This window comes from Mesorhizobium sp. M8A.F.Ca.ET.207.01.1.1, from assembly GCF_004794715.1.
Lineage (GTDB): Bacteria > Pseudomonadota > Alphaproteobacteria > Rhizobiales > Rhizobiaceae > Mesorhizobium.
The window spans coordinates 310,669-335,889 of record NZ_SRUS01000006.1; the positions used below are offsets into that span (position 1 = coordinate 310,669).

The 25,221-nt window shown below is 61.9% G+C and carries 29 protein-coding genes; 18 read left to right on the plus strand and 11 right to left on the minus strand.

The annotated features are described in order from the left end of the window. Window positions 1-617: 617 nt before the first annotated feature. The 4 genes from EN850_RS19815 to EN850_RS19830 form a co-directional block, all read right to left on the minus strand. Complete coding sequence (locus EN850_RS19815; RefSeq protein WP_167531436.1) at window positions 618-869, minus strand: hypothetical protein; 252 nt, start codon at window positions 867-869, stop codon at window positions 618-620. Between the two features lie 113 nt (window positions 870-982). Continuing rightward, complete coding sequence (locus tag EN850_RS19820; protein WP_127280361.1) at window positions 983-1,588, minus strand: ATP-dependent Clp protease proteolytic subunit; 606 nt, start codon at window positions 1,586-1,588, stop codon at window positions 983-985. A gap of 22 nt (window positions 1,589-1,610) precedes the next feature. After that, the gene (locus tag EN850_RS19825; RefSeq protein WP_136092062.1) at window positions 1,611-2,069 is read right to left on the minus strand and encodes an SRPBCC domain-containing protein; all 459 of its coding nucleotides are present in this window, start codon (window positions 2,067-2,069) and stop codon (window positions 1,611-1,613) included. Further along, entirely contained in the window at window positions 2,066-2,380 is a 315-nt protein-coding gene (locus EN850_RS19830; protein WP_136092063.1) for a metalloregulator ArsR/SmtB family transcription factor, read from the minus strand. The genes EN850_RS19825 and EN850_RS19830 overlap by 4 nt, the downstream gene beginning before the upstream one ends. A gap of 226 nt (window positions 2,381-2,606) precedes the next feature. Here EN850_RS19830 and EN850_RS19835 point away from each other — a divergent pair, with 226 nt between their 5' ends. Then, a complete protein-coding gene (locus tag EN850_RS19835; protein WP_136092064.1) occupies window positions 2,607-3,131 on the plus strand; it encodes a single-stranded DNA-binding protein in 525 nt (174 codons plus the stop codon). A gap of 115 nt (window positions 3,132-3,246) precedes the next feature. After that, entirely contained in the window at window positions 3,247-3,672 is a 426-nt protein-coding gene (locus EN850_RS19840; RefSeq protein ID WP_136092065.1) for an OsmC family protein, read from the plus strand. Window positions 3,673-3,689: 17 nt separating this feature from the next. Here the strand turns inward: EN850_RS19840 and EN850_RS19845 are convergent, their stop codons facing one another. The 3 genes from EN850_RS19845 to EN850_RS19855 all read right to left on the minus strand — a co-directional run bounded on the left by EN850_RS19845 (window position 3,690) and on the right by EN850_RS19855 (window position 5,595). Continuing rightward, on the minus strand, window positions 3,690-4,319 hold the full coding sequence (locus tag EN850_RS19845; protein WP_127280359.1) for a MarC family protein: 630 nt from the start codon (window positions 4,317-4,319) through the stop codon (window positions 3,690-3,692). Window positions 4,320-4,442: 123 nt separating this feature from the next. Further along, window positions 4,443-4,892: a hypothetical protein gene (locus EN850_RS19850; protein WP_136092066.1), complete on the minus strand. Its 450-nt coding sequence runs from the start codon at window positions 4,890-4,892 to the stop codon at window positions 4,443-4,445. 166 nt (window positions 4,893-5,058) lie between these two features. Continuing rightward, entirely contained in the window at window positions 5,059-5,595 is a 537-nt protein-coding gene (locus EN850_RS19855) for a hypothetical protein (RefSeq protein ID WP_136092067.1), read from the minus strand. 85 nt (window positions 5,596-5,680) lie between these two features. Between EN850_RS19855 and EN850_RS19860 the strand changes: the two genes are divergently transcribed. After that, window positions 5,681-6,511: an AraC family transcriptional regulator gene (locus EN850_RS19860; RefSeq protein ID WP_136092068.1), complete on the plus strand. Its 831-nt coding sequence runs from the start codon at window positions 5,681-5,683 to the stop codon at window positions 6,509-6,511. A gap of 24 nt (window positions 6,512-6,535) precedes the next feature. Here the strand turns inward: EN850_RS19860 and EN850_RS19865 are convergent, their stop codons facing one another. Continuing rightward, window positions 6,536-7,156 (minus strand): ParB-like protein, encoded by a 621-nt coding sequence (locus tag EN850_RS19865; RefSeq protein ID WP_136092069.1) that lies wholly within the window; start codon window positions 7,154-7,156, stop codon window positions 6,536-6,538. Continuing rightward, on the minus strand, window positions 7,153-8,847 hold the full coding sequence (locus tag EN850_RS19870) for a SulP family inorganic anion transporter (protein WP_246689252.1): 1,695 nt from the start codon (window positions 8,845-8,847) through the stop codon (window positions 7,153-7,155). The genes EN850_RS19865 and EN850_RS19870 overlap by 4 nt, the downstream gene beginning before the upstream one ends. A gap of 210 nt (window positions 8,848-9,057) precedes the next feature. Here EN850_RS19870 and gyrA point away from each other — a divergent pair, with 210 nt between their 5' ends. Then, window positions 9,058-11,859 carry a DNA gyrase subunit A gene (gene gyrA / locus EN850_RS19875; RefSeq protein ID WP_136092071.1) on the plus strand — a complete coding sequence of 934 codons (2,802 nt, stop codon included), beginning with the start codon at window positions 9,058-9,060 and terminating at the stop codon, window positions 11,857-11,859. Between the two features lie 59 nt (window positions 11,860-11,918). Here gyrA and EN850_RS19880 read toward each other — a convergent pair whose 3' ends face one another. Further along, complete coding sequence (locus EN850_RS19880) at window positions 11,919-12,071, minus strand: hypothetical protein (RefSeq protein ID WP_015317717.1); 153 nt, start codon at window positions 12,069-12,071, stop codon at window positions 11,919-11,921. 194 nt (window positions 12,072-12,265) lie between these two features. Between EN850_RS19880 and coaD the strand changes: the two genes are divergently transcribed. The 8 genes from coaD to EN850_RS19920 all read left to right on the plus strand — a co-directional run bounded on the left by coaD (window position 12,266) and on the right by EN850_RS19920 (window position 18,400). Beyond that, the gene (gene coaD, locus EN850_RS19885; protein ID WP_127281064.1) at window positions 12,266-12,766 is read left to right on the plus strand and encodes a pantetheine-phosphate adenylyltransferase; all 501 of its coding nucleotides are present in this window, start codon (window positions 12,266-12,268) and stop codon (window positions 12,764-12,766) included. 17 nt (window positions 12,767-12,783) lie between these two features. Next, a complete protein-coding gene (locus tag EN850_RS19890; RefSeq protein ID WP_136092072.1) occupies window positions 12,784-13,371 on the plus strand; it encodes a peptidylprolyl isomerase in 588 nt (195 codons plus the stop codon). A 26-nt stretch (window positions 13,372-13,397) separates the two neighbouring features. After that, window positions 13,398-13,910 carry a peptidylprolyl isomerase gene (locus EN850_RS19895; RefSeq protein ID WP_135864486.1) on the plus strand — a complete coding sequence of 171 codons (513 nt, stop codon included), beginning with the start codon at window positions 13,398-13,400 and terminating at the stop codon, window positions 13,908-13,910. A gap of 12 nt (window positions 13,911-13,922) precedes the next feature. Next, window positions 13,923-14,372 carry a DMT family transporter gene (locus tag EN850_RS19900; RefSeq protein WP_135915850.1) on the plus strand — a complete coding sequence of 150 codons (450 nt, stop codon included), beginning with the start codon at window positions 13,923-13,925 and terminating at the stop codon, window positions 14,370-14,372. Between the two features lie 6 nt (window positions 14,373-14,378). Further along, a complete protein-coding gene (gene queA / locus EN850_RS19905; RefSeq protein WP_136092073.1) occupies window positions 14,379-15,467 on the plus strand; it encodes a tRNA preQ1(34) S-adenosylmethionine ribosyltransferase-isomerase QueA in 1,089 nt (362 codons plus the stop codon). After that, window positions 15,457-15,726 carry a hypothetical protein gene (locus EN850_RS19910; RefSeq protein ID WP_135880445.1) on the plus strand — a complete coding sequence of 90 codons (270 nt, stop codon included), beginning with the start codon at window positions 15,457-15,459 and terminating at the stop codon, window positions 15,724-15,726. The genes queA and EN850_RS19910 overlap by 11 nt, the downstream gene beginning before the upstream one ends. Beyond that, complete coding sequence (gene tgt / locus EN850_RS19915; protein WP_135880444.1) at window positions 15,719-16,849, plus strand: tRNA guanosine(34) transglycosylase Tgt; 1,131 nt, start codon at window positions 15,719-15,721, stop codon at window positions 16,847-16,849. The genes EN850_RS19910 and tgt overlap by 8 nt, the downstream gene beginning before the upstream one ends. Before the next feature lie 225 nt (window positions 16,850-17,074). After that, entirely contained in the window at window positions 17,075-18,400 is a 1,326-nt protein-coding gene (locus tag EN850_RS19920; protein WP_210237991.1) for a hypothetical protein, read from the plus strand. 15 nt (window positions 18,401-18,415) lie between these two features. Here the strand turns inward: EN850_RS19920 and EN850_RS19925 are convergent, their stop codons facing one another. After that, window positions 18,416-18,835: a DUF4864 domain-containing protein gene (locus EN850_RS19925; protein ID WP_136092075.1), complete on the minus strand. Its 420-nt coding sequence runs from the start codon at window positions 18,833-18,835 to the stop codon at window positions 18,416-18,418. A gap of 270 nt (window positions 18,836-19,105) precedes the next feature. On the opposite strand from EN850_RS19925, the gene EN850_RS19930 reads away from it, so the two are divergent. The 6 genes from EN850_RS19930 to EN850_RS19955 all read left to right on the plus strand — a co-directional run bounded on the left by EN850_RS19930 (window position 19,106) and on the right by EN850_RS19955 (window position 25,096). Further along, window positions 19,106-19,342 (plus strand): Lrp/AsnC family transcriptional regulator, encoded by a 237-nt coding sequence (locus EN850_RS19930; RefSeq protein ID WP_010909609.1) that lies wholly within the window; start codon window positions 19,106-19,108, stop codon window positions 19,340-19,342. A gap of 171 nt (window positions 19,343-19,513) precedes the next feature. Continuing rightward, a complete protein-coding gene (locus EN850_RS19935) occupies window positions 19,514-20,926 on the plus strand; it encodes a circularly permuted type 2 ATP-grasp protein (RefSeq protein ID WP_189591175.1) in 1,413 nt (470 codons plus the stop codon). Between the two features lie 135 nt (window positions 20,927-21,061). Beyond that, window positions 21,062-22,003: an alpha-E domain-containing protein gene (locus tag EN850_RS19940; protein WP_127280446.1), complete on the plus strand. Its 942-nt coding sequence runs from the start codon at window positions 21,062-21,064 to the stop codon at window positions 22,001-22,003. 7 nt (window positions 22,004-22,010) lie between these two features. After that, complete coding sequence (locus tag EN850_RS19945) at window positions 22,011-22,805, plus strand: transglutaminase family protein (protein WP_135931988.1); 795 nt, start codon at window positions 22,011-22,013, stop codon at window positions 22,803-22,805. Between the two features lie 31 nt (window positions 22,806-22,836). Beyond that, window positions 22,837-23,568 (plus strand): peptidase, encoded by a 732-nt coding sequence (locus EN850_RS19950; protein WP_127280448.1) that lies wholly within the window; start codon window positions 22,837-22,839, stop codon window positions 23,566-23,568. A 115-nt stretch (window positions 23,569-23,683) separates the two neighbouring features. Continuing rightward, complete coding sequence (locus EN850_RS19955; protein WP_127872520.1) at window positions 23,684-25,096, plus strand: aspartate aminotransferase family protein; 1,413 nt, start codon at window positions 23,684-23,686, stop codon at window positions 25,094-25,096. The last annotated feature ends 125 nt before the right edge of the window (window positions 25,097-25,221 follow it).

Below are 25,221 nucleotides of genomic sequence, written 5' to 3' on the forward strand. Positions count from 1 at the left end.
GTCGAGAGACGCCACAACTCCCGACAGAAGTCGTTTAACCGTCTTTCGCGCGAAGGGGCAAGCGGAAAGAACAAAGACCGAACACGCTCCTGACAAAGCTGTGCGGAAACTGACCCTGACGTAACCTCCCGGCGATCACATTTTTCCGTAACCGGCTATTGATGGTTGACGCGACCGGCTCACGGGGGCAGTCTCCAGAGGTCAGCGAAGCCGGCCGTCTTTCGATGGCCTCGCCGCCCCAAGGCGGCCTGCGAGACGCCGCAGGCATTTGCGATTTGCGCTTCGCGATGGCAATGTCGTAACGGACAAAGGAGCGGAGCATGACGCCACCGGATAGTCCCCCAGGGCTCCACGTCTCGTTGGAGCCGAAGCAGGCATAAGTGCCAGGGTATAGCGTTTGCGCCACCAGACAAACCGTGACCTGCCATATCCCCCAAAATTAGAGACTGTTAGTCGGATCGTCGGCTGAATGCCGCGAAGCATCCGAAATCCAACGCCGGCAGTACACTCCCGGCAAAAAATGGATTTGAGATCCAGAAAAGCCCCGTCCGTTTGCCCCAGGCACGGCGGGGCTATTCTTTTGGGCGGGCTCGAGTTTGCAGGACCGATCTTTTGCCCTACCTGGGCGGCTTGATCCCGCCAACCCCGACATCGACCGTGATGCTGCCGGAAATCCTGACATCCGTATCGCCGATCTTGAACTGCCCGTTGCCGCTGCTAGGGAATGCGTCGTCGGGTTCGGGCACCGGGGCTGGCTTGGCGATGCGATAGTCGCCGCTCACGCCGGGCAGGGCGCCTTTCTGCGCCGACGACGAGGCGCCGTCGGCAAGTGCCGCACAGGAGAAAAGGCCGACGATGGCGAGCACCATGGTGGCTGTGACACGGTGCAATGGTCTTGATCGATGTGCGTCGGTCATCCCCCTGTTATAGGGACCTGCCGCCACTTGAACCAGACCGGTATCGTCAAATCTTCGTTCTCGGGTCACGCCGCCTTTTTGCGGGTGTCGAAAACATGGTCGACAAGGCCCCATGCCTGGGCCTCGCGGGCCGTCATGAAATGGTCGCGGTCGAGCGTGCGTTCGACCTCTTCATAGCTGCGGCCGCAATGCTGGGCGTAGAGTTCGGTCATGTGGCGCTTGGTCTGGCCGATGCGTTCGGCATGCCGCTGGATGTCGGAAGCTTGGCCCTGGAAGCCGCCGAGCGGCTGATGCAGCAGGATGGTGGCATTGGGCAGCGCGATCCGGCGCCCGGCCGTGCCCGCCATCAGCAGGAACGATCCCATCGACGCGGCAAAGCCCATGCACACGGTCGACACCGGGCAACTGATATATTGCATCGTGTCGTAAATGGCGAAGCCGCTGGTCACCATGCCACCCGGCGAGTTGATGTAGAGCGAAATCTCCTTCTCGGGATTGTCCGACTCCAGCGACAAAAGCTGCGCGCAGACCAGCGCCGAGACGTCGTCGTTGATCTCGCCGTTGATGAAGACGATGCGCTCGCGCAGCAGCCGCGAAAAAATGTCAAATGCACGTTCGCCGCGGCTCGATTGCTCGATCACCATCGGCACAAGACTGGCAACACCGCTCATTTTCCTTCTCCAATTTCCGTGTTCAGGCCGCGCGCAGCAGAAGATGCGGCGTGTTGCTCGCGGCGAGCTTTCCGGCTCCCCGCATCGAAAGCCGGCAGCCGGCGCTCGTCATGGTAACGGCCGCCTTGCGAGCAAAGCCGTCATGGACGATGCGCAGATGCGTGCCGCCCGAAACGGTGCGGGCGAGTGTGAAGGTGACGGTGCTGTCGAGCGGGTGCTGTCGCGCCGCATCGTCCGACTGTTCCCGCCAGGAATAGCGCAGCAGACGCTCAGGCTCGGCGTCGAGGATCTCGCACTCGATCGCCGCGTCGGGCCCGGCGAAGGCAAAGCGGCTACCGGTCTGTGGCCTGATATCATTCGGCATCATCCAGGCGGCGAGCAGTTCCGGCACGGTCAGCGCCCGCCACACCTTTTCCGGCGGCTCGGCTAGGTCATATTCGAATTCGATCGCATCCGGTGCGACTTCGCGTTGGCTCTTCATTGATCCATGTCCTTCAAAACCGCCTTCAGCCTTTCGATGCGCTCCGGCCAGAACGTCCGGTAGCGTTCAATCCAGGAGAGCAGCGGGGCAAGCCCCTGCGGATCGGCGCGGTAATAGGCGTTGCGGCCGGCCCGGCGCTCGACCACGAGACCGGCACCGCGCAGCACCGCCAGATGCTGGGAGACGGCCGGCTGCGACACAGTCAGGCCGCTGCGCAGTTCCGACACGCTCATCTCGCTCGTCGCGAGACGCTCGAAGACGGCGCGGCGTGTCGGGTCGGCCAGGGCGCGGAAAATCTCTGCTTCGATCATGGCAAAAGCATAAGTCGATACTTATTGATTTGGCAAGCGCTGTTTTGCAACCCATATGAAGGCCTTGGCCATTGCTGCCATTCCTTGACAATCAGCGGCGGTGCATATAGGAACGAAAAGGGAACAAAAACCTTGTGGGAAAAGCCAGCCTTGGCAGGCGGCTGACGTCCGTAGCCTGTAAGGTGCTGCGACAAAAATTTGTTTCGGATGAGCGCGGAGAAATATCATGGCGGGTAGCGTCAATAAGGTCATTCTGGTCGGCAATCTCGGCGCGGACCCTGAAATCCGCCGCCTGAATTCGGGCGAGCCGGTCGTCAACATCCGCATCGCCACCTCGGAAAGCTGGCGCGACAAGAATTCCGGCGAGCGCAAGGAAAAGACCGAGTGGCATAACGTCGTCATCTTCAATGAGGGCATCGCCAAGGTGGCGGAGCAATATCTGAAGAAGGGCATGAAGGTCTATGTCGAGGGCCAGTTGCAGACCCGCAAATGGCAGGACCAGACCGGCGCCGACAAATACACGACCGAAGTCGTGCTGCAGAAATTCCGTGGCGAGCTGCAGATGCTTGACGCGCGCGGCCAGGGTGAGGGCGGCCAGGTCGGCGGCTACAGCGGTGGCGGCAGCAGCCGCGGGTCGGATTTTGGCCAGTCGAGCCCGAATGAAGGGTTCAACCGCGGTGGCGGCAATGCTCCCAGGGGCGGCGGTAGCGGCGGTTCGTCGCGCGAACTGGACGACGAAATTCCGTTCTGATCGGGAGCCGCACCAAACGGCGAATGCTTGTGCTTGATATGCCCCGAGGGTCCTGCATGGACTTTCGGGGTTTTGCATTGTTGATTTGGGAACAAAGGACTGAAAGGACAGGGCGATGAAGGCACGGGTAAAATGGGTCGAGGAGCGCACCTTCGTCGGCGAATCCGGCAGCGGCCACAAGGTCGTATTGGGAACCGCGTCCAGCCCGGACGGCAAGACCCCGGGGCCGAGCCCGATGGAACTGGTGCTGATCGGCACCGGCGGCTGTTCGGCCTATGATGTCGTCCACATCCTTGAAAAGGGACGCGAGGCGATCGAGGACTGTGTCGTAGAACTCGACGCCGACCGGGCCGAGACCGACCCGAAGGTGTTCACCCGCATCCACATGCATTTCATCGTCAAGGGCCGCGCGCTGTCGCGCGACAAGGTCAAGCGGGCGATCGATCTGTCGATCGACAAATATTGCTCGGCTTCCGCCATGATCGCCAAGACGGCCACGCTTACGCATGACTTCGAGATCGTCGATACGACAGCGCGGTAGGGCCGCAGGGATACCGTTCAACTAGCCATCAGCGCCTTGATGCCGTCGGCGACGAACTGCACCGCCAGCGCCGCCAGAATAACGCCGAGCAGGCGGGTCAGGATCGAGCGGCCGGTCTGGCCGAGGATGCGGTCGATGCGCTCCGACAGAACGAACACCAGATAGGTGATGGCGAGGCAGACGAAGATGATGCCGACCAGCGCCGCCTGTGCCGCAAAGCCCTGAAACGAGCCGGAGAGCAGCACAGTCGCCGAAATCGCACCGGGACCGGCGATCAGCGGGATCGCCAGCGGGAAGGCGGCGATGTTGTGGATCATGTCCTTGGTGATGGCGACGTCGCCGATCTTCTCCTTGCGGTCCTGGCGGCGCTCGAACACCATTTCGAAGGCGATGAAGAACAGCAGAAAACCGCCTGCTACGCGGAAGGCCGGCAGCGTGATGCCGAACACCGACAGGATCGAGGCACCTGCGATCGCGAACAGCGCCATCACCAGGAAGCCGATGATCGAGGCGCGTACGGAGACCTGCTGGCGCTCGTCGCGATTCATGCCGCGTGTCACGGCGAGGAACAGCGGTGCCAGCCCGGGCGGATCGATGGTCACGAGAATGGTGACGAAGGCATTGAACAGGCTGTCGAAACTCGGCATCGCTGACCCCTCCCGCCGGGCGGAGCCCGCACTCCGATATTGGTAGAGCAAAGCCCGGTCGATGGGAACTGTCGGAGGGGCCGGAGACTTCGATGCGGTAGGGCGCGTCGCGGCGAAACGGATTCAGGCGACGCGCTTTGTCCGGTGGGCAAAATGCTCATAGGTGATTTGCCAAGGGTGGCTCTCGGAAGGTCTTTCCTCGCCGATCCAATGGAAGCTGTTGGCAGTGATCTCGGTGAAACGCCATCGAGTTTGCAGACCGCGCGAGTCATCGCCGATCTGGACAATGTCCTTACCCTCGGCCCGTCCGATCTGGCGCGAGTAATCTTGGTTGAGCGGATCATTCCAGATGATGTGCCAGCCACCGATCCCAGGATCGAAGATGCGCAAAGTCGTGCCATACATAGTGGACCGCGCAGGGCGCCTGGGCCTGATCCAGATGTCCTGAATCGCGCGGCCTTCGAGTACCCAGCCGAAATGGCATTCTCCGGTCCATTTCTGGATCGTGCCGTCGTCAAGGTGGTGGACCGTGTCCATTTCCCAGCTTCCGATCAACCATCCATAGAGGTCCATGTCTTTCGCTCGGTCGGCTGGGGGAGCTTCGGATACGAGAGCAGTGAGAAACGAAGAAATGGCCATTGTCACGAGGCCGTTTCGCATCCGGCACATTGGGCGTCGCGGACGCCGATCGAGACATGATCGAACATGTTTTTCTCCATTCTTACAATGTATTACAGCCTCATCTTGTTGCGGCTCGCCGCGCCAGGAACTCGACTTCCAGCCGCCATGTCACGCCGTCGTCCTGCGAGCGCTCGCCAAGCCAGCGGAAGGAATTCTCGGTGATCCGCGAAAAGCTCCAGCGCACCGACGACCCGGTGCCGTCGGCGCCCACTTGTACGATGGTGTCGCCCTCTGCGCGGCCAAGCTGGCGGCTGTAATACTGGTTGCGCGGGTCGCTCCAGAAAATGTGCCAGGCATCGGCGCTTGGGTCATAGACCCGCAATGTCGTGCCGTAAAAAGTCCATTTGCCGAGCGAAGGCGAGGGGCCGGCGTCACGCGCGGGCAGGATCCAGACATCCTGGATCGCCCGGCCTTCCAGCACCCAGCCGAAATGCACCTCGCCGCGGCCGGTCAGCACCGTGCCGTCCTCGAGATGGCGTGAGGCGTCAAATGTCCAGGCACCGACGAAGCGGCCGTAGAGGGCCAGTTTTTCAGCGAGCCCTTCGATCGGTCCGGGACTGTGCAAGGCTTCGGCAAATGAGGATTGGTCGACCATGGCTGCGGCCTCTTCTTGTCAGGAGACCGCGAGGAATAGGCGCTGGCAGGGTTCTGGGCTTGGGAAAAGTTGCTATATTTCGGTCATGACGGCGACCGCGAATACCCTTGCATCCGGACCTGACTGGCATGTGGCGGATGTCATCTGCACGGCCAGCGCCGGCGATCGGCCGTTCGAGGAAGCACATCGGGATTTTTGCGTCGCGGCGGTCACCGGCGGCTCGTTCCGCTACCGCGCGCAGCAAGGCACGGCAATGCTCGCGCCAGGCAGTCTCCTGCTCGGCAATTCCGGCACCTGCTACGAATGCGGGCACGAGCATGGCAGCGGTGACCGTTGCCTCTCCTTCCATTTCGGGCCGGCCTATATGGACCGGATCGTGGCTGATGTGCCGGGCGCCAGGACGCTCACCTTCGCGGCGCCACGCCTGCCGCCGTTACCGGCCCTGGCGCCGTTGCTGGCCGAGGCGGAAGCCGCACGCGACCTGGCCGACGCGGACGCCTTCGAGGAACTCGCCTTGCGCATCGCGGGTGCCGCCGTGGCTACAATCTCCGGCGCCACGCATGCCGGGTGCGGCCCAAGCCGCCGCGATCAGAAAAGGGTTGCCGAGGCGGTGCGGCGGATCGAACTGGGTGCCGACGGACCGATCTCGCTTCCGGCGTTGGCGGATGAGACCGCGACCAGCCCCTATCATTTCCTGCGCACCTTCCGGCAGGTCGCCGGCATGACGCCCTATCAGTACCTGCTCAGGACCCGGTTGCATCGCGCGGCAGTGCGATTGCGCACGTCGAACGATGCCATCTCGGCAATTGCTTTCGAGACCGGCTTCAACGATCTGTCGACCTTCAACCGTCGGTTTCGGCGGGTCATGGGCGAGACTCCGGGCCGCTATCGCGCCATGCGCGCGGGCAGCGGCTGAAAAGTTGCGTCACCACCCGTGGCATCAGTCCATGGTCGGCCCGCACCAGCCGGGCAGATAGTCGGCGTCCTTGCCCCTGGCCAGCACGAGTGCATCCTTCATCGCCTTGTCGAAATTTTTCGCCACCGCGCCTTTGTCGATGTGCCGGCGCAGGAAATCCGCCCACAGGAATTCGCTGAACGGCGTGGTGTCCTTGGCGTAGCCACCCAGTCGGCGCAGTTCGCCAGCCATGCTCCGGTAAGGGTCGTCGACCAGTTCGCCGATGGTCTTCGGCAGGGCGGCATAGTCGCGGCGCTGGCCGTTTTCATCGAATGGATGCATCCAGCCGCGGTTGTCGAGCATGAAAAGGAACGCGTCCTTGTCCAGTGCCGACAGGTCGCTGATCACCGTCACGAGCACATCCTTGACGCCTTCCTCGATCAGGGCGCGGGCGAGATGATGGTGATCGGTGACGTAGTTGCGGTTTTTCGGGCCCAACACGACCGGGATCATGTGCTTGCCCAGAAAGGCGCCTGTGTTCGCGGCGCTCTGCGAGCGGATCAGCTGGCGCTTGAGATCCACCTCGCGCATCCCGACCGTAATTTGCGTTGGCCGCAGTTCCTTGACCGGGACCGGGGTCACCAGCGGCTCTCTCAGGACGATCATGGTGTACTCTCCTGGTTTTCCGGCGGGCCGGAATGCAGAGCCCTGATGGCGGCATCGACGCTGTGGAAGATCCGCTGCGGGCCGACGAGATCGATGATGCCGAACCGCGCAAGGGCTGCCTGGGCACGCACCGATTCCATCCGAGCAATGGCGAATATTGCGCCCGCATTGCGGCAATGGGTGATGGTTTCGATCAATGCCTGGGCGGCGGTGTAGTCGATCTCGACAATGTTACTGGCCTCCAGCACGACGAGTTTCACATCGCCCTTGCGGGCGTCGACCAGATCACAAAAGCCGCGTTTGAAACCGTCGGCATTGACGAAGGACAATGGCGCCTGGAACGCCGCGACCAGCACGCCGGGGAGTTGTTCACCAGCGCTCGGCTTGCCCGGCGGCCACCAGACGGAGGTTCCCGGGACCTGTTCAAGTTCGATCGGCAGCGTCTGGGTCGCGCTCCAGATTCCGTGCAGCAGCGACAGACCGATGCCGACCGCCACGCCGGTCTCGATGGGCAGCACGACCATGGCCGCCATGGTGATCAGGATCAATGCGAATTCGACCGGCGCTTGCCGGTAGACACTGGCGAAAACCTTCCAGCGCAGAATGTGCTGGGCGACGAACATCAGGACCCCGGCGAGGGCGGCCTGCGGAACATCGGCGAGCAGGCCGCCGCCAAAGGCGCCCAGCGCCACAACGAGCGCCGCGGCAAGGAGGCTCGAGAGTTGCGAGCGGCCGCCCGACTGGGAGACGATTGCCGTGCGTGGTGGGCTGGCGTTGACGGCGAAGGCGCCGAACAGGCTCGACGCGATGCTGCCGGCGCCGACACCAACGAAATCGCGATTGACGTCGGGCGCGTCGCCCCGCGGAGCGAAGGAACGGGACGTGGCGGCCGTCTGCACCATGACGACGATGGCGATCAGCAATGCCAGCGGAACGAGCGCCTGCACGTCGTCGAGACCGGCCAGTGGCAACCCTGCCCGCGGCAGGCCATTCGGCAAGGCACCAAGCACCTCGACGCCATGATCCTTGAGGCCGAAAATGGCGACCGCTGTCGTGGCAAGCACCATGCCGATCAGCGCGCCGGGGATGCGGGCGCTGATAAGCTCGGAAAACAACACGATTGCGAATACCCCAAGGCCGAGCGTCAGGCTCCAGGGGTTGGTGAGATGGAGGCTGCTGGCGATTTCGCCGATGCGCTGCACGGTTTCGCCGCTTTCCGCCGGCAGACCGAGCAGTCCAGGCAATTGTGAAACGATGATATGGACGGCGATGCCTGCCAGAAAGCCAGTCGTGACCGGCACCGAGAGCAGGTCGGCAATCCAGCCGAGGCGAAAGACGCCGCTCAGCATCACGATCAGCCCGACCATCAGCGCCAGCGTGGCGGCCAGCGCCAGATAATGCGGTGAGCCTGATGATGCGAGCAGCGCCAGGCTGCCGGCAAACAAAGGCGTGATGGTCGAATCCGCGCCGGCCGAAAGGTGGCGATTGGCGCCGAACAGCGCAAACGCCACCGAACCGGCGACAAAGGCGAAAAATCCAACCTCGGGCGCAAAGCCGCCGAGCCTGGCTGTCGCCATCTGCTCGGGAATGGCGATCGCGGCCAGTGTCACGCCCGCGATCAGATCGCCATTGAAATCCCGGGGCGTCCAACCGTGCAGCGCCCGCAAAGGCAGCCATGAGCTCCAATTCATGGTGATCGCGGCTTTTGCTTGGGGAGTTGGTCCATTACAGGCTTTTGCCTTGGTGGCGGCGAAAAGCGTAACGGCCATATCGTCGCAATTAGCGGTATCCTTTTGAAATTACCACTAAAAATGACACTGGAAAAGTGCCGTGAACATTGGAGTTTCGGCCGTGCTTCCTATATAAGCGGTCAGTGATTCCTGATTAGATTGTGATCCGATTTGACCGACCAAAAGACACCGCGCGGCGCCGACGGCGGCCCCACCGGCATCGAACCCATCTCCATCATCGAGGAGATGCAGAGTTCCTATCTCTCTTACGCCATGAGCGTGATCGTCAGCCGTGCGTTGCCAGATGTGCGCGATGGCCTGAAGCCCGTGCACCGCCGCATTCTCTACGCGGCGCATGAGAGCGGCTACCACTGGAACCGCAAATACGTGAAGTCGGCGCGTCCTGTCGCCGACGTGATGGGTAAATACCATCCGCATGGCGATGCCTCGATCTATGACGCCTTGGTGCGCATGGCGCAGGACTGGTCGCTGCGTGTGCCCTTGATCGACGGGCAAGGCAATTTCGGCTCGATTGACGGCGATCCGCCGGCGGCGATGCGCTATACCGAATCGCGCCTGACCAAGGTCGCGCATGAGCTTCTGGAGGATATCGACAAGGACACCGTCGATTTCCAGGACACTTATGATGCGTCGGACACCGAGCCGAAGGTTCTGCCGGCGCGCTTTCCCAATCTGCTGGTCAACGGCTCGGGCGGCATTGCCGTCGGCATGGCGACCAACATCCCGCCGCACAATCTCGGTGAGGTCTGCAACGCCGCCATTGCCGTCATCGACAATCCGGCGATCGACCTGCCGGCGCTGATGGAGATCATTCCGGGCCCTGATTTTCCGACCGGCGGCATCGTGCTTGGCCGCTCCGGCATCTACAGCGCCTATTCGACCGGCCGTGGCTCAATCGTCATGCGCGGCAAGGTCAACATCGAACAGCGCGGCAATGACCGTGAATCGATCATCATCACCGAGGTTCCCTATCAGGTGAACAAGGCCTCGATGATCGAGAAGATGGCCGAACTGGTGCGCGACAAGCGCATCGAGGGCATTTCCGACATTCGTGACGAAAGCGACCGTCAGGGTTATCGCGTCGTCATCGAACTCAAACGTGACGCCGTTGCCGACGTCGTCCTCAACCAGCTCTACCGGTTCACGCCGCTGCAGACGTCTTTCGGCGCCAATATGGTGGCTCTGAACGGCGGCAAGCCGGAACTGCTGAACCTGACCGACATGCTGACGGCATTCGTCACCTTCCGCGAGGAGGTGATCAGCCGGCGGACTAAGTTCCTGCTCCGCAAGGCGCGCGACCGCGCCCATGTGCTGGTTGGTCTAGCCATCGCCGTCGCCAACATCGACGAAGTGATCAAGCTTATCCGCACCGCGCCGGATCCGCAGTCGGCGCGCGAGCAGTTGATGGAGCGGCGCTGGCCCGCGGGTGACGTTGAATCGCTGATCCTGCTGATCGACGATCCACGCCATCGCATCAACGAGGACGGCACCTACAATCTGTCCGAGGAACAGGCGCGCGCCATCCTCGAACTGCGCCTGCAGCGCCTGACAGCGCTGGGCCGCGACGAAATCGCCGATGAGTTGAACACGATCGGCGACGAGATCAAGGACTACCTCGACATCCTGTCGTCTCGCGCGCGTATTCAGCAGATCGTGAAGGACGAACTCGCCGCCGTGCGCGACGAGTTCGGCACGCCACGCCGCACCGAGCTCACCGACGGTGGCGCGGACATGGAAGACGAGGACCTGATCCAGCGCGAGGACATGGTCGTGACGGTGAGCCGTTCCGGCTACATCAAGCGCGTGCCGCTTTCGCTCTACCGGGCGCAGCGCCGCGGCGGCAAGGGCCGCTCCGGCATGTCGACCAAGGAAGAGGATTTCGTCACCCGGCTGTTCGTCGCCAACACGCACACGCCGGTGCTGTTCTTCTCCTCGCGCGGCATCGTCTACAAGGAAAAGGTCTGGCGCCTGCCGATCGGCAACCCGCAGTCACGCGGCAAGGCACTGATCAACATGCTGCCGCTGGAGCAGGGCGAGCGCATCACCACGATCATGCCGCTGCCCGAGGACGAGACGAGCTGGGGCGAACTCGATGTGATGTTCGCCACCACGCGGGGCACCGTGCGCCGCAACAAGCTTTCCGACTTCGTCCAGGTCAACCGCAACGGCAAGATCGCCATGAAGCTGGAGGAGGAGGGCGACGAGATCCTCGGCGTCGAGACCTGCACCGACAATGACGACGTGCTTTTGACCGCCAGCTCGGGACAGTGCATCCGCTTCTCGGTCGGTGACGTGCGCGTCTTCCAGAGCCGAAACTCGGTCGGCGTGCGCGGCATCACCATGGCTGACACCGACCGCATCATCTCAATGTCGGTGATCGAGAATGTCGATGCGCCGCCGGCTGAACGCGCCGCCTACCTTAAGCGTGCCGCGGCCGAACGGCGGCTTGCCGCGGGCATCGCCGCCGGTGAAGAGGAAGAGATCGCGCTGACCAATGAAGAGGTCGGCGAGGAGACGGAGCTTTCCGACGAGCGCTACGAGTTCCTCAAGGCGCATGAGCAGTACGTGCTCACGGTCACCGAATACGGTTACGGTAAGCGCTCTTCGTCCTATGATTTCCGCCTGACTGGACGCGGCGGCAAGGGCATCCGCGCCACAGACGTGTCGAAGACGGCCGAAATCGGCCGTCTGGTGGCAACTTTCCCGGTCGGCAATGACGATCAGATCATGCTGGTGTCGGACGGCGGCACCGTCATTCGTGTGCCCGTCAATGGCATCCGTTTCGCTAGCCGCGCCACCAAGGGCGTGACCATCTTCAACACGGCTGAAGGTGAAAAGGTGGTTTCGGTCGAACGGATTTCGGAGCCACAATCGGACGAGGAAGCGGAAGAGGTCGAGGGTGGCGCGGAGCCCGGTTCGACGCCTGACGGCAGTCCGGATAACAGCGAATAGTCGTTGGTTAGCATAGTAACGCCGGCCTGTGGCCGGCGCGGCAGCAAGTCGACAATAGCTTAGTAGTGGCGATACGGCTTGCGCAGGCCGAAGCCTTCGAAGCGTTTGGTGGTTGCCTTGACGCGAATGCGCTGCGCCTCCTGATGCAGCCCGAATACTGTGGCGATCAGCATGGCGACGGTCATTGCGGTGGCGAGCATGTAGATCAGCATGTGCGTGTTCTCCTGCGCCTTACAACGGATATATGGGGCTTTGGTTTCATCTTATTAAGGGTGCAACCTAGTGAACGCTGCGTGAAGGCTTCGTGATCAGCGTATTCATCTGTCGTTCATGTGCCGGAAAAGGTTCACGGGCCGCCTGCCGATCGGATTTGCCTTTGTGAGAGAGGCTCGCTAGAAGCTCCGGCATGACCGAACGCATCGCCCTTTACGCCGGCTCCTTCGACCCGCTGACCAACGGCCATCTCGATGTGCTGAAAGCGTCACTGGCGGTTGCCGACACTGTCTATGCGGCGATAGGCATTCATCCGGGCAAGAAGCCGCTGTTCTCCTTCGAGGAGCGGGTGCGGTTGATTGAAGCCGCCACGAAAGCCGAATTCGGCCGCGATGGCGCCCGCATCAAAGTGGTCGCTTTCGATGGGCTGGTGATCGATGCCGCCAGAAGGGAAGGCGCCTCGATCATGATCCGCGGTCTGCGCGATGGCACCGACCTCGACTACGAAATGCAGATGGCGGGCATGAACGAAACCATGGCGCCGGAGTTGCAGACGGTTTTCCTGCCCGCCAGCCCGTCGGTGCGAACCATTACCGCCACACTTGTGCGCCAGATAGCCTCGATGGGCGGCGACATCCGTCCCTTCGTGCCGGCGGCCGTGGCCGGTGCGCTCACCGCAAAATTCGCGAAATAAGCTCGGAGAAAATCCTCATGCAGCTCCAAAGGCTCGCCTCATTCCTTGTTGTGCTCGCCGGTCTGGTGACCGCGTCCGTTTCCGCCTATGCTGCAGACCCGGAAAACACCATGATCATCACGCTCAGGGGTGGCGACGTCACCATAGCGTTGCGCCCCGATCTGGCACCCAAGCATGTCGCGCAGATCAAGAAGCTGGTGCGCGATCATGCCTATGACAATGTGGCTTTCCATCGCGTGATCGACGGCTTCATGGCGCAGACCGGCGACGTCAAGTTCGGCAACATGGAAAAGGGATTTAACGCCCAGGCCGTCGGCACCGGCGGCTCGGACCTGCCCGACCTGCCGGCCGAATTCTCTCAGACCGAGCACTACAAGCGTGGCGTGGTCGGCATGGCCCGCTCGCAGGATCCGAATTCCGCCAACTCGCAGTTCTTCATCATGTTCGCGCCGGCACCGCCGCTCGACGGCCAATATACCATCGTCGGCAATGTCGTCAGCGGCATGGAGCTGGTGGACAAGATCAAGAAGGGCGACGAGGCGGACAATGGCACGGTCGCCGATCCCGACCGGATGATCAAAGTGCGCATTGCCGCCGACAAATAGTTCCATTTTACAAAAGGATAGCTGACATGGCTGAGATCAAGGACCGCGAGAACGCGCTCATCATGGAAACGACCAAGGGCGAGGTCGTCATCGAACTGTTTCCCGATTTGGCCCCCGGCCACGTCGCCCGCATCAAGGAACTGGCGCGCGAAGGCGCCTATGATGGCGTCGTCTTCCACCGCGTCATCGAAGGCTTCATGGCGCAGACCGGCGACGTCAAGTTCGGCAACTCGAGCAAGCCCTCGTTCGCGCCTTCCCGCGCGGGCATGGGCGGCTCGGAAAAGCCTGACCTGAAGGCAGAGTTCTCCAACGCGAACCACGGCCGCGGCACCTGCTCGATGGCCCGTTCGCAGAACCCGAACTCGGCCAACTCGCAGTTCTTCATCTGCTTCGACGATGCCGCCTTCCTCAACCGCCAGTACACGGTCTGGGGCCAGGTCATCGAAGGCATGGAGAATGTCGACAAGATCAAGCGCGGCGAGCCGGTGCAGGATCCCGACAAGATCGTGTCGCTGAAGGTCGCGGCAGACGTCAAGTAAGGCGAAACGACAATGATGGGCGTCGTCTGGTCGCTTCTCGGCATCCTGTCCGGCGCCTTCATTGCGATTCAGGCGCCGATCAATTCGCAGCTGGCGCGCGGCCTGGGTCTCCCGGTCGCGGCGGCAGCGTTTTCGTTCCTGTCTGGCGCGGTCGTGCTGGGCATCATCTCCTTCACGGTGGTGAAGCTGCAAGGCATTTCGCTCGACTGGAAGGCGCCGGCGCCGTGGCTGTTCGTCGCCGGCGGCATGCTCGGCGGCTTCTATGTTACGCTCTCCACCATCCTGACGCCACGCATCGGCGCCGCCGCCCTTATGGCGTTCCTGGTGGCGGGTCAGTTGCTCGCCGGCATGCTCATCGACCGCGTCGGCTTCCTCGGTGTCGCGGTGCGTGAAATCTCGGTCGGCCGCGTGGCCGGCGCCGTGCTTCTGCTGGCCGGAGCGCTGCTCGTTCGGCTGTTTTGATTCCCGATGCGCGTCGACCTCTTTGATTTCGACCTGCCGGAAGAGCGCATCGCGCTTCGCCCGGCAGAGCCGCGCGACAGCGCCAAAATGCTCGTCGTCAAGCCGGGCAAGCGGCTGGAGGACCGGACGGTTGGCGATCTGCCGTCGTTGCTCCGCGCCGGCGACGTGCTGGTCTTCAACGACACCAAGGTCATTCCAGCGCAACTGAAAGGCATCAGGCGGCGCGGTGAAGCGGCTGCGCAGGTCGAGGCCACGCTGCACATGCGCATGGCTCCAGACCGCTGGCTGGCGTTCATGCGGCCGGGAAAGCGCATCGCCGCCGGTGACCGCATCCATTTCGGTCATGACGGCAATTCCTGTTTCCTTGGCCAGCTCGATGCCACGGTGATCGAAAAGGGCGAGGGCGGCGAAGCGTTGCTCGGCTTTGATCTATCCGGGCCCTTCCTCGACGAGGCGCTGCACGCGGTCGGCCACATTCCGTTGCCGCCCTACATCGCCTCGAAGCGCGATGACGACGAGCGCGACCATGCCGATTACCAGACCATCTATGCCCGGGAAGAAGGTGCGGTAGCGGCGCCCACCGCTGGCCTGCATTTCACGCCGGAGCTTTTTGCGGCGTTGGACGCCAAGGGGATCGAGCGCCGCTTCGTCACGCTGCATGTCGGCGCCGGCACGTTCCTGCCGGTGAAGGCGGACGACACCGCCGACCACAAGATGCATGCCGAGATCGGCTCGGTCAGCGAGGCGACCGCCAGCGCGCTCAACGCCGCGAAGGCGAGGGGTGGGCGCATCATTGCCGTCGGCACCACCTCGCTGCGTCTGCTGGAAAGCGCGGCGCGTGACGACGGTACGGTGGCGCCATGGTCCGGACCGACCGACATCTTCATCACGCCCGGCTACCGCTTTCGCACCGCCGACATGCTGATGACCAATTTCCATCTGCCGCGCTCGACACTGTTCATGCTGGTTTCGGCCTTCAGCGGTCTCGATACGATGCATGCCGCCTATGCGCATGCCATCGCGAACCGCTACAGGTTCTACTCCTATGGCGACGCAAGCCTGCTTTACCGAGCGGAGATGAGCGATGGACGATGATCTGCAAACCCTCGATCGCGAAAGCCTTGTCGCGGAAGTGAAAAAGCTGCGCGCCGGTATTCGCGCGCACCGCGATACATCAGGCCATGATCTGTGCTGGCATCACCCCGATCTGTGGGACCTGCTGCCTGAAAAGACCGAGCCGGCGATCGCCGTGCCACCCTGGCCCAAATTCATGCGCGGCTGCATCCAATACCGCCAGTCGCTCGACAGGCAGGCGCCGGATGCGCCGGTGCACGACAAGGAATTCAATGGCTGAGACGTTCACCTTCAAGGTGCTGGCGACCGATGGCAAGGCGCGGCGGGGCCTGATCGACATGCCGCGCGGCGAAATCCGCACGCCGGCCTTCATGCCGGTCGGCACCGGTGGCACCGTCAAGGCCATGTACATGGACCAGGTGCGCGGCGTCGGCGCCGACATCATCCTGGGCAACACCTATCACCTGATGCTTCGCCCTGGCGCCGAGCGTGTCGCGCGGCTTGGCGGTCTGCACGAATTCGCCCGCTGGCCGCACCCGATCCTGACCGACAGCGGCGGATTCCAGGTGATGTCGCTATCGAAGCTGAGGAAGCTGACAGAGAAAGGCGTCACCTTCCGCTCCCACATCGACGGTGCGCCCTACGAGATGTCGCCGGAGCGCTCGATCGAGATTCAGGGACTGCTCGATTCCGACATCCAGATGCAGCTCGACGAATGCACGGCGCTGCCGGCCGAGTTGAAAGAGATCGAGCGCGCTATGGACCTGTCGCTGCGCTGGGCGGAGCGCTGCAAGACAGCGTTCGGCGACCAGCCTGGCAAGGCGATGTTCGGCATCGTGCAAGGTGGCGACAACGCCGCGCTCAGGGTGCGTTCGGCGCAGGCGCTGAGCGCGATGAACCTCAAGGGTTATGCCGTCGGCGGCCTGGCTGTCGGCGAGCCGCAAGCGGTGATGCTCGACATGCTCGACATCACGTGCCCGGAACTGCCTGACAACAAGCCGCGCTACCTGATGGGCGTGGGCACGCCGGACGATATCCTGAAATCGGTGGCGCGCGGCATCGACATGTTCGACTGCGTGATGCCGACGCGAGCCGGCCGGCATGGTCTTGCCTATACCAGGCGCGGCAAGGTCAATCTGCGCAACGCCCGTCACGCTGACGATCCGCGCCCGCTCGACGAAGAGAGTGATTGCCCCGCTGCGCGCGACTATTCGCGCGCCTATCTGCACCATCTGGTGCGTTCGCAGGAGGCGCTCGGGGCGATGCTGCTGACCTGGAACAATCTTTCCTACTACCAGAAGCTGATGCAGGACATCCGGGCCGCGATCGAAATCGGTGTCTTCGAACTGCGCTCGGGCGAGATATCCGAGGGTTGGGCCAAAGGCGACCTGCCCGTACTTTGAATTGGGATCCGAACACACTCTTTCTAAACATAACCAAGAGTAATTGTTCCGAGCTATATTCAGGCAAGGGGCAAGAAACTGTCCACAACAGCAGATGCATCTGTCGACAATTCTAAATTAGCACTGCCTAATTTGCATGCTAGTGTCCTGCGTTCGGCAACGCGCAAGCATCGGGGTGTCGGCCTGGCGATTGCCGCGATCGCAGCAATCGGCCTTGTCTTGCGATTGCTGGGTGCGCGCGGCGATCTCTGGCTGGACGAGATCTGGAGCTTCTTGCTGCTCGAGCCTCTTACCTCGATCGATCAGATATTCTGGCGCGTAAACCACGACAACAATCATTTCCTCAATTCGATCTACCTGTACCTGATCGGTCCTTATGCCTCGCCATTGCTTCAGCGCGGCTTGTCGATTGCGCTCGGCGTCGGCACAATCATTGCCGCAGCCGTGGCTGCGCAAGGCCGATGGGCTGGTGTCATCACAAGCATGCTGTTTGCGGTGAGCTATCCGATGGTCCATTACGGCTCCGAGGCGAGAGGCTATGCCGGGCTGGTGCTGTTCACGCTCCTCTCAGTCGTGTTCCTGGAACGCCGGTTCGACACAGGCCGTTCAGGCATCGCATTCGCGGTCATCGTCCTTCTCGGGTTTTTGTCCCACCTCACGATGGTAGAAACGGTGGTGGTTCTGGTGGCCTGGAGCGCCTGGCTCATCTGGCGGCGCACCGGCAGTCTGGGTCGCGTCAATGTCGAACTGGGGCAGATTTTCACGCCGGCATTCCTTGCTTTGCTGCCGCTAGCCGCCTGCGTAACGATCGGCAGCCAGACGTTTGGCTTCAAGGTTGGCGGCGTTTCGCCGTTCTCGCTCCAGGCCTTCGTCCAAGGCTACGGCGGAATGATCCGCTGTCTGTTCGGCTTGCCGCCTTGGATAAGCGACTTGGCCTGTATTGCCTTGGCCTGCGGCCTTGTCTGCGTCTTTGCCGGTATTCGGCGCGATCGGCGGGCCAGTCTCTATGTCATCGGGATTATCGGACTGCCTGTTCTGATGGCGGCAGCACAGCTGCCGACCCTCGATTTCCCGCGCTACTTTCTGGTCAGTGCAACATTGCTGTTGCTTTGCGCGGGCGAGTTGCTTGCGCTCGGGTTCGCCGCCGCTGGCATATATCGGCTTGTTGCCGTCGGGGGGCTGGTGGCAATCCTAGCCGGCACGATGACGTTTCTGTTGCCATTCTACGAAAAGGGACGCGGATCCTATGCCGTCATCGTTGAGGAGATGACACGCAATGGCGCAACGAGCTACGCCAGCAATCAAGATTTTCGGATCGCCGTGATTGTCAACTATTTTGCCAAACGGCTGGGACGCCAGTCATTGCTCGTCGCGGCCGACAAGATATGTGACGAGCGTCCGTCCTGGCTGATCCTCGAGGGCGCCGTGGACCAGCAGCCGGAGCATGTCGCGGCCCCGTCCGGCTGCCTGTTGACCTATGATCGCGTCGATGCCTCGACGAGTTGGGGACTGTCGGGGCAGGGCTGGACGCTCTATCAGCGCCAGGATTGAAGTGAGCGAACTGGTTCAGGTGCTCAGCGAATTCGAGGCGCGCAGGCTGCAGCCGGTGATCTGGAATGTGCCGTCGGGCTGCTGCTGAAGCGTGTAGACCGCCTCATAGTCCTTGCCGTCGGGGCCAATGATCAGCACCTGCTGGACGATCGAACCCGGGCCCGTCTGCTCGACCTTGCCGAAAGAGTAGGACCGTGGCTTGCGCACAGGCGGGTAGCCGTTGGTCACCATGTTCATGAAAGCATCGACGGTCGGGAATACCTGCTTCACGTTCGGAGCGGCGAAGCTGTAGGCCTTGGCGCCGTCATCGGCGATGAGGGCCTTCAATTGACCGTCGATGACGGTTTGGCCAGCCTTGATCTCGGCATCGCCGGCAAACGCCTGGGAAGCCAGCATGAGCGAAACGAACGCGAATGCGAAAAAGCCGCGGCGCATGGCCTGTCTCCACCGTCCCTCGAAAAGCCGCCTCCAGAAAAGCTGTTGAGGAGGCATCCTAACATACGGGTGACGGCGCTTCACGGTTTCAGCGGCCGCCAATATTCGTCCCGGCTAGGCGGATTCCTCGAGCGCGGCATGCCGGTTGCGAAGATGCGCGAGGCCGTGGCCAAGGCCCGCGCCGGCTAAGTGCGCATTCCAGCGCTTGAAAGCCCGCCTCCAGTCTGCCAGAAGGGCCGCTTGAACGTGGACGTTTAGCGGGACGAAGCCATGAAGGCGTTTTTCGTGCAGATCAAATGCGAGCTGGGCAAATCCTACGAGGTTGCCAGCGCGCTTGCCGACGCCGAGATCGCTTCGGAAATCTACTCCACCGCCGGCAATTACGATCTGCTCGCCAAATTCTATGTCGATGATGAGGAAGACGTCGGCCATTTCGTCAACGAGAAGGTGCAGATTCTTCCCGGCATCAAGGACACCTTCACCGTCGTCACCTTCCGCGCCTTCTAGTCGCGAAGCGGATTTGCCCGGGCACGAGGCAAAGCCTGATCAAGCGCATATTTCAGCTGCCTCAATTTTAGGCAGCCGCGACATACTCATCGTCAGGTTCTCCCAAATCGCCGATTGCGCTTGATTTTCTCCGGCGACGCCAGTGAAATGGCGTCACAGGGGAGTATGCGATTGGCAGCGTTCGATGAAATGCTTCCGGAGGTCTCCGGACTTAGAAGACCGTATTCGGCTTACGATCGCTGGCTGAAGGAGCAGGATCCAGCCAGACTTACCGAAAAGATGCAGGACGCCGAACGCGTTTTTCGCAAGACCGGCATCACTTTTGCCGTCTACGGCGAGCAGGAAGCATCCGAGCGATTGATCCCGTTCGACATCGTTCCCCGCATCATTTCAGGCAATGAGTGGCGCCGCCTGACGCAAGGCATCGAGCAGCGCGTACAGGCGCTGAACGCCTTCCTCGACGACATCTACCATCGCCAGGAAATCCTTCGCGCCGGCCGCGTCCCAAGGGATTTGATTGCCAAGAACGAGGCTTTCCTGCCGGAAATGATCGGCGTGCGGCCACCGGCCGGCGTCTACACCCACATTATCGGCGTCGACATCGTGCGCATCAGCGAGGACGAGTTCTACGTGCTGGAAGACAATGCACGCACGCCGTCCGGTGTCTCCTACATGTTGGAGAACCGCGAAACGATGATGCAACTGTTCCCCGAGCTGTTCCAGAAGATCAAGGTGCGGCCGGTGGAGAACTACCCGCAGCTGCTGCGCCAGTCGCTGGCGGCGGTGCGGCCGCAAGGCACCAAGGGCGCCCCGACCATCGCGGTGCTGACGCCCGGCAGTTTCAATTCTGCCTATTTCGAACACGCCTTCCTTGCCGACCAGATGGGGGTGCAGCTTGTGGAGGGACAGGATCTGCGCGTCGTCGACGGCCATGTCGCGATGCGTACGACCGAAGGCTACAAGCAGATCGACGTTCTCTACCGCCGCGTGGATGATTCTTTCCTGGACCCGCTGACCTTCAGGCCGGAATCAGCTCTTGGCATACCCGGCATCATGGATGTCTACCGCGCCGGGAACATCACCATCGCCAATGCGCCGGGAACCGGCATTGCCGACGACAAGGCGATCTATTCCTACATGCCGGAGATCGTCGAATTCTACACCGGCCGCAAGGCGATCCTCGGCAACATCCCGACCTGGCGCTGTTCGGAACCGGACAGCCTGAAATATGTGCTCGAACACATTGATGAGCTCGTCATCAAGGAAGTGCACGGTTCCGGCGGCTACGGCATGCTGGTCGGCCCGGCTGCAACCAAGAAGGAATGCCAGGATTTTGCCAAGAAGCTGCAGGCCAAGCCGTCTAATTACATCGCCCAACCGACGCTAGCGCTCTCGACCTGTCCGATCCTGACTGACAAGGGCCTGGCGCCGCGCCACGTCGACTTGCGGCCTTATGTGCTGGTTTCCGATCGCATCCAGATCGTGCCTGGTGGGCTGACGCGCGTTGCGCTGAAGGAAGGCTCGCTGGTGGTGAATTCCTCGCAAGGCGGCGGCACCAAGGACACCTGGGTGCTGGATGATTGAGATGGGTGAGTAGGGGATAGTCAGTCGTGAATAGTGGAAGCAGAGGGGACAGGGAAATGCCATATTCCGTTGAGATTCAGTCGCTTGCCATTCCCTACTCGCTATTCCCTGCGCACTAGCCCGAAGGGCCATTCCATGCTTCTCGGCCGCACCGCCAACGGGCTCTACTGGATGAACCGCTATATCGAGCGGGCCGAAAACATGGCGCGGTTGGTCGATGCCGGCCTGCGCATGGCGCTGACCCGCACTCAAAGCGCCTCGGAGGAGTGGAACTCCGTGCTGCTCAGCGCCGGCTCCGACGCTGCCTTCACGCAGAAGTATTCGGACTATTCGGCGGCGAATGTCGCTGATTTCCTGCTGCGCGACACGTCGAACCCTTCAAGCACGATGTCGTCGATCGAGACCGCCCGCAACAATGCGCGCATGGTGCGCACCGCGCTGACGCGCGAGACCTGGGAGAGCATCAACGAAGCCTGGATGGCGCTGAAACGGATGCTGGCGAGGCCGATCGACGAGCGCGACCTGCCCAATGTGCTCGATGCGATCAAGCGCGAGACAGCGCTGATCCGTGGCTCGTTCTACGGCACCATGCTGCGCAACGAGATTTTCGACTTCTCGCAGCTCGGCACCTATGTCGAGCGCGCCGACAACACGGCGCGCATTCTCGACGTGAAATACTACGTGCTGTTGCCGTCGATTTCATGGGTCGGATCGAGCCTGGACAACTATCAGTGGGAATCGATCCTGCGTTCGGTGTCGGCGCATCGCTCCTATCGCTGGGTCTACGATGCCGACTACAAGCCCACCAACATCGCCGACTACCTGATCCTCAATGTGCGCATGCCGAGGTCGCTGACCTTCTGCTATCGCTTCCTGGCCGAGCATCTTAAGTTCCTCGGCGACGACTATGGCGAGCGTCATGCCTGCCACGCGACCGCGGAGAAGACCCAGACGATGCTGCGCGCGGGATCGATCAAGGACATATTCGACGCGGGCCTGCACGAGTTCCTGGCCGGGTTCATTCGCGACAACACCAGGCTCGGCGACGAGATCGCGCAGGACTACAGGTTTTATTGAGGAAGCCATGCGGCTGAAAATCACTCACCGGACCGAATATCGCTATGACGCGCCGGTGCAATATCTACTTCAGAGGCTGCGGCTGCTTCCCATGAGCGGGCCGACACAGACAGTGCTGTCCTGGGCGCTGAAGGTCGAAGGCGCGCGCGAGGAAGTGCGATTTACCGACCATTACGGCAACGATAACAGGCTGTTGAGCGTCGAAGGTGACCACGATTTCATCACCGTCGAGGCCTTGGGCGAGGTGGTGACGCGCGATACATCAGGCGTTTGCGGGCCGCATCAAGGCTTCGCGCCGCTCTGGTTGTTCGCGCAGGAGACTGCCTTGACCACCATAGGCGGCGGCATTCGTGATCTTACCGAGGCGGTCGGCAAGGGCACCGACCTCGAAAGGCTGCACAGGTTGATGGCCGCCATCGGTGAGCGCGTCGCCTACACGCCCGGCGCCACCAATGCGACGACCGCGGCCGAGGAAGCCTTGGCGCTGAAGACCGGCGTTTGCCAGGACCATAGCCACATCTTTGCCGCCGCCGCGCGCGCCATGGGATTTCCGGCCCGCTATGTCAGTGGCTATCTGATGATGGATGCGGCGGTGGAGCAGGCGGCGAGCCACGCCTGGGCCGAAGCCCATGTCGCGGGCCTCGGCTGGGTTGCCTTCGATCCCGCCAACGGTATTTCTCCCGATGAACGCTATGTGAAGGTGGCTACCGGCCGCGACTACCGTGACGCTTCGCCGGTGTCGGGAATTCGGATGGGACAGGCGGAAGAACTGCTTGCGGTCACCGTCACGGTAGAGCAGTAATCCCCCCAGGATTGCTGCCTCAAGAGATTCTATGACCTATTGCGTCGGCCTCAAGATCGATCGCGGGCTCGTGTTCATGTCGGACACGCGCACCAATGCCGGCATGGATTCGATCTCGACCTTCAAGAAGATGCATGTGTGGGAGCAGCCGGGCGAGCGCGTCATCGTCTTGATGTCGGCCGGCAATCTGGCGACGACACAGGCCGTGGTCAGCCTGCTCGACGAGCGCACCAAGGCGGTGACCGACCGCCACGAGAAGCTGCTCGAAACGCCATCCATGTACCAGACGGTGCGGCTGGTCGGCGACACGGTGAAAGAGGTGATCGCGCAATCGTCGCCCGCCGGCGAGAAGGCCGATTCCTATTTCAATGCCTCCTTCATCCTCGGTGGGCAGATCAAGGGCAGCCCGCCACGCCTGTTCATGATCTATCCCGAAGGCAATTTCATCGAGTCGACCGACGACACGCCGTTCTTCCAGATCGGCGAGACCAAATACGGCAAGCCGATCATCATCCGCGCCTATGAAAAGACGATGAGCCTCGCCGAGACGGTTAAACTCTTGCTGGTGTCGTTCGATTCGACGTTGAAATCGAACCTGTCGGTCGGCTTGCCGCTCGACTTGCTTTTCCTGGAACGGGACGCCTTTCAGGTCGGCCTGAAAAAGCGGATCGGCCAGGACGATCAGTATTACCGCACAATCTCCGATGGATGGTCGAATGCCCTGAAGACGGCGTTCGCCAGCCTGCCGGATTTCCCCGGCTAGTTTTGCCTATCTCGCCATTCGACGGCGGTTGCAAATATTTCACATGTTAATTAATATGATCTTGAAGAGCGGGCGGCTGCCGCCGGCCACGAAAGATCATGTCGGGAGGAACAAGATGAACAATGACGATTTCCGGCAATGGTCGCAACGCGCCGCCGACTGGGGTGCCGACTATCGCAACAATTTGCGTGAGCGGCCGGTGCGGCCATTGGTCGAGCCGGGCGACATTTTCAGGAGCATCGAGGCGTCGCCGCCCGAAGACGCCGAACCGATGGACAGAATCTTCGCCGATTTCGAAGCCAAGATCGTACCGGGGATGACACATTGGCAGCACCCCCGCTTCTTCGCCTATTTCCCGGCCAACGCGGCGCCGGTTTCGGTGGTGGCGGAATACTTGGTGTCGGCGATGGCCGCGCAATGCATGCTTTGGCAAACGTCACCGGCGGCGACCGAGCTTGAAACCCGCACCGTCGACTGGATGCGCCAGGCGCTCGGCCTGCCAGAGGGCTTTTCCGGCGTGATCCAGGATTCGGCCTCGTCGGCGACACTCAACGCCGTGCTGACCATGCGCGAGCGGGCGCTCGGCTGGCAAGGCAACAAAAAGGGTTTGGCCGGGCAGGGGCGGTTGCGCATCTATTCTTCCGACCAGGTGCACACATCGATCGACCGGGCGATCTGGGTCTCGGGCATCGGCGAGGACAATCTCGTGCGCGTTCCGGTCACCGGCCGTTTTCGCGCCATGGACACGGCAGCCCTGGAAGCAGCCATCATCGCCGACCGGAAAGCCGGCATGCTGCCTGCTGGTATTATCGCCTGTGTCGGCGGCACCAGCACCGGTGGCACGGACGATATTGCAGCGGTTGCGGAGGTTGCCAGGCGGCACGGGCTCTACCTGCATGTCGATGCCGCCTGGGCCGGGTCGGCGATGATCTGCCCGGAATACCGGCATTTCTGGTCTGGCGTCGAAGGCGCCGATTCGATCGTCTTCAATCCGCACAAATGGCTGGGCGCGCAGTTCGATTGTTCGATCCAGTTCCTGCGCGACCCCTCGAGCCATGTCAGGACGCTGGCCATCAAGCCCGACTATCTCAAGACGCACGGCCATGACGGCATCATCAACTACTCGGAATGGTCGGTGCCGCTCGGCCGGCGCTTCCGCGCGCTGAAACTGTGGTTCCTACTGCGCGCCCATGGACTGGAAAACCTGCGAACCATGATCCGCAACCATGTCGCCTGGAGCGAAGGCCTCGCCACGCGTCTGGCAAGGGAGGTGGATTTCGAGATCGTCAGCGAGCCGATGCTGTCGCTGTTTTCGTTCCGGCACAAGGCGGCTTCGGACACCGATGCCGACGAGCACAATCTGCGGCTGGTCAATGCGATCAACGACGATGGCCGCATCTACCTGACGCAAACGAAAGTCGATGGAAGGGTGGCGATCCGCTTCCAGGTGGGCCAGTTCGATGCGACGGCGGAAGACGTCGACGCGGCTTTCACCGCCATTACCGAAATTGCACGCGCCGTGGCCTGAAAAAGGCTGGATCAAGGTCGCGCCGAGGTTCCCTCGTACAATCATCGGATTTCGTTAGCCGGCTTGTGCCTTTTCATCGGTTTCGTTTTCGACTATAAGCAAGAAAAACGAAAACGGGAGCTTGC